This window comes from Neisseria sp. HMSC067H09 (assembly GCF_001814135.1).
Taxonomy (GTDB): Bacteria; Pseudomonadota; Gammaproteobacteria; order Burkholderiales; family Neisseriaceae; genus Neisseria.
On sequence record NZ_KV814952.1, the window covers coordinates 1 to 3213 of the forward strand.

The 3213-nt window shown below is 44.8% G+C and carries 3 protein-coding genes and 1 pseudogene; all 4 read right to left on the bottom strand.

Annotated elements, in window-relative coordinates; genetic code table 11:
* Positions 1-1089: Tle-like phospholipase domain-containing protein (locus HMPREF2954_RS11155; protein ID WP_083313630.1), on the bottom strand; the 1089-nt coding region annotated here is incomplete at its 3' end.
* Positions 1086-1742: a hypothetical protein gene (locus HMPREF2954_RS11160; RefSeq protein WP_045072316.1), complete on the bottom strand. Its 657-nt coding sequence runs from the start codon at positions 1740-1742 to the stop codon at positions 1086-1088. The genes HMPREF2954_RS11155 and HMPREF2954_RS11160, both read right to left, overlap by 4 nt.
* Positions 1743-1846: 104 nt before the next feature.
* Positions 1847-2173 carry a hypothetical protein gene (locus tag HMPREF2954_RS12585; protein WP_141755674.1) on the bottom strand — a complete coding sequence of 109 codons (327 nt, stop codon included), beginning with the start codon at positions 2171-2173 and terminating at the stop codon, positions 1847-1849.
* Between the two features lie 305 nt (positions 2174-2478).
* A pseudogene (locus HMPREF2954_RS11170) lies at positions 2479-3125 on the bottom strand (type IV secretory system conjugative DNA transfer family protein).
* Positions 3126-3213 lie beyond the last annotated feature (88 nt).

Consider the following 3213-nt stretch of genomic DNA (forward strand, 5'->3'; position numbering starts at 1 on the left):
GTCGGCATCGGTCATTTTCGCTTTTTGCATGGCGGCGGTAATGAAGGCGGCGGTGTTGTCGAATTCCGTAGCGGATTGGTGGATATCTTCCCTTTGGTTGAACTCGGCAAGCAGGATTCTGGCTTTTTCGTGCAGGGGTTGCACGTCGGGGGAAAAGCCACCTGCCGCCTGCGCGTATTGATACGGCTCATCCCTTTCGTTCCAAGACATCATGTTCGGGTCTTTGTCGATGATTTCGCGGGTTTTGCGATAAATTTCCCGAGTATCTTTCAGGTATTCGTTGGTCTTATGGATTCCGCTTCGGATGAATTTGACGTCCTCGCGGTAGTCTTCAATCATTGTCCGGTTGCGCTGTGCCAATTCCAAGGCAGGTTGGTAATTGCGCTCCGAAAGGATGGAATCGCTGCCGGTAAAGTTGCTGATGGAATGCGCCCCCAGATTGACAAGTGCCGAAGCGGCAGTATTCACGGGAGGCATATTGATACTGTTGTTGTAGCCCTGCGTCCACAATAAAGTCAGTTCCGATTGCTTGGCAAGAATAATTACCTTGCCGTAATGCGGGGCGGCGGCGGATACGGCATCCGATGCCCGCGCATAGTTGACCACCCTGTTGCCGCCTTCGGGGATGTCTTTGAGCGCGGCCGCGCCGTAGGCATTGAAGGTTACGCCTTCGTGATTGAAGCGGTAGGATTGGATTTGGGCAAGTGCGCCGCCAAGGGAGTGGCCGACTTGGGTAATGTGGGGACGGGGTAAGTTATTATCTTGATGGAATTTTTCTGCCAGTCTTAATGCTTCCCGTGTCAATTTTGCCGCGTCTTCCGCCTGAATATTGACACGGTCGAGTACCATTTTGAGATCGACCTTGGCATCAATCATAGATTCTGTCCCTCTATGGGCAACGATGATTTCGTTGGTACGAACATCCTGATAGACAGCTCCCTGATAATCCGTTTTGGGGTTGTTGTGGACGGCAAGAACCTTGTAATGGTTTCCTCCCACTACCAAAGTTTTATTCGGCGGAGTAACCACACGGTCTTCATAGGCATCTGCGGCGAGGTCGGCATATTGCTGTTTGGTTAATTGGCTCATGATTCAACTTTCTCTAAAGTAACGGTAATAGTAAATAAATCTTTTTGACGGTCATATCCATAACCGTCGGGTGAATCGGCACCAAAACTGACGGTATTCCCATCGTCGTATATTGAACCGTCTTCTTTCCTCAAATAGGGATACGCACCCTTCCAATAATATTTAGTCAGTGTATTTGTTTTTGTCAGATTCTCCATCACATCGCTGATGTTAAATTCAGTTTCTTCCGCTTTGCCCGTCGCCTTAAACGAAGCTCCGAAATTTTCAGGTTGCCATCGGCAAATTCCCTCTCCGAAATAGTCTTCATCTAAAACGGCATCTGCATAAAACAGCATTTCGTACTCGTCATTCCCGACCGAGTCCATTTTGATGGGAATATTTTTTTCAGGGGATGCGGTAGCTCCCGCCAATCTGCTAATGGTATAAGAACAGTTTCTTGCTGCATAACCGATATACATATTGTTTATCGGTTTCAACGGCCCTGGCGCATCGTTAATCTTAATCCTGACGCGGTAGGCTTGTTTGGGTTCTGGATTCAATTTGAAACGGGCTTCGGTTTGTTGTTGGATACTCATCTTGTTACTCTCCGAGCAGGCACTGAGGCTTGCGGTTGATAAAAAGGCTGCGCTCAGCAGCAGGATGAAAGGTTTCATAAAGTGCTCCTTGGCTTTACGAACATATAATCAGGCCGTCTGAAAAAATATATGGAATTATCTATTCGATACTGGCTTTTTTGTATTCCTCATTTTTTGTATAATTAAAGAATTTTTAATATTTTTATAAATGGAGTTAAGGTGGGATTTATACTGTTTATTATGGCTGCGGGCGCATTAGCTGTTTCCCTGATCGCGTTGATATGGTTGATTTTTCTTGCATCAAAAAAAGAAATTAACAAAAATATAATAGGATATGGATTTTTGTTATCAATAGTTTCGCATTTGGTTATTTTTCTCAGTTTTGCAGCAATGGGACGATACTGGGTATTCGCTCCAATATTATCACACATAAAATATTTGGTTTTTATGCCTTTTTTATTGTCCATACTTATGATGAGTTTCAAAGATGAACGATTGGCTGCATCCAATAAAATTACTTTTTTGAAAATAAAAAATATCCGAAATATTTATAAAATTATCCTGGTAAGTATAATATTTTCTGTCATTATAAGCTGTATCGTGTTGCAATTTTATAAAGACCTATTGGAGTATTTAGGCGCAAAGGTGCATTATTAAATTTTTAAATCAGCATATTAAGGCATAAACCTCCCTTTTTTTAATTTCCAAGAAAACATCGATTCAATTATTACTTTTTATGTTATCACACAATAGCAACAATTCGTCTGAAAACCAAACTCCTGATTTTCAGACGGCCTTTCTCCAATTACTATTGTCATTTTTTCAGCGAAGCCACTGCCACAGGCTTCCTCAGCCGTTTGGTAAACGTCCCCTCTTGGTAATAGCGGATTTTTCCCACCTTCGCCGGATGTGCCATACCTTCATAAAGGATGATTTCGCTGTCCTGATTCATTCCTTTCAATTCCTGCGGCAGCATCAGCGCGCGGCGCTCTTCGCTTTCGGATATGCTGCGTTCGCGTCCTGCTGCTCCCTCGGCGTATAGATGATTTGCAGCGCGTGGTTGGTGATGATCGTGCGGGCGTATTCTTTGCCGTAAACGGCATCCAGTTGGGCGACGGATTGGATAATCGGAAACAGGCGGATGTTGTAGCCCGCCATGTAGCTGACGGAATGGGCGATGATTTCTACTTTGCCTATGCTGGTAAATTCGTCCATCAGCAACAGGCACTGGTGTTTCAAATCGGGATTGTCCTGTGGCAGCTCTTTGGTGTTTTGGTTGATCAGTTGGGAGAAGAACAGGTTGACGATGATCCTCGATTCGGCAAGTTTATTGGGCAGGATGCCGATATAGACGGTCATTTTCTTTTTACGCACGTCGGTCAGCAGGAAATCGTCGGCGGAGGTGGCGGCGTCAATGACGGGGTTGATCCACGGGTTGAGGGGTTCTTTAAACGTACCCATGATGGAGCCGAAGGTTTCTATTTCACAGTATTCCTTGTCTTGTATTCCGAAAAGGCCGAGACCTTTGCAAAATTCCCCAAAATCCCCT

Bases quoted from the DNA above. Each gene is read 5' to 3' on its own strand.
- HMPREF2954_RS11160 (WP_045072316.1), bottom strand. From the start codon at position 1,742: ATGAAACCTTTCATCCTGCTGCTGAGCGCAGCCTTTTTATCAACCGCA.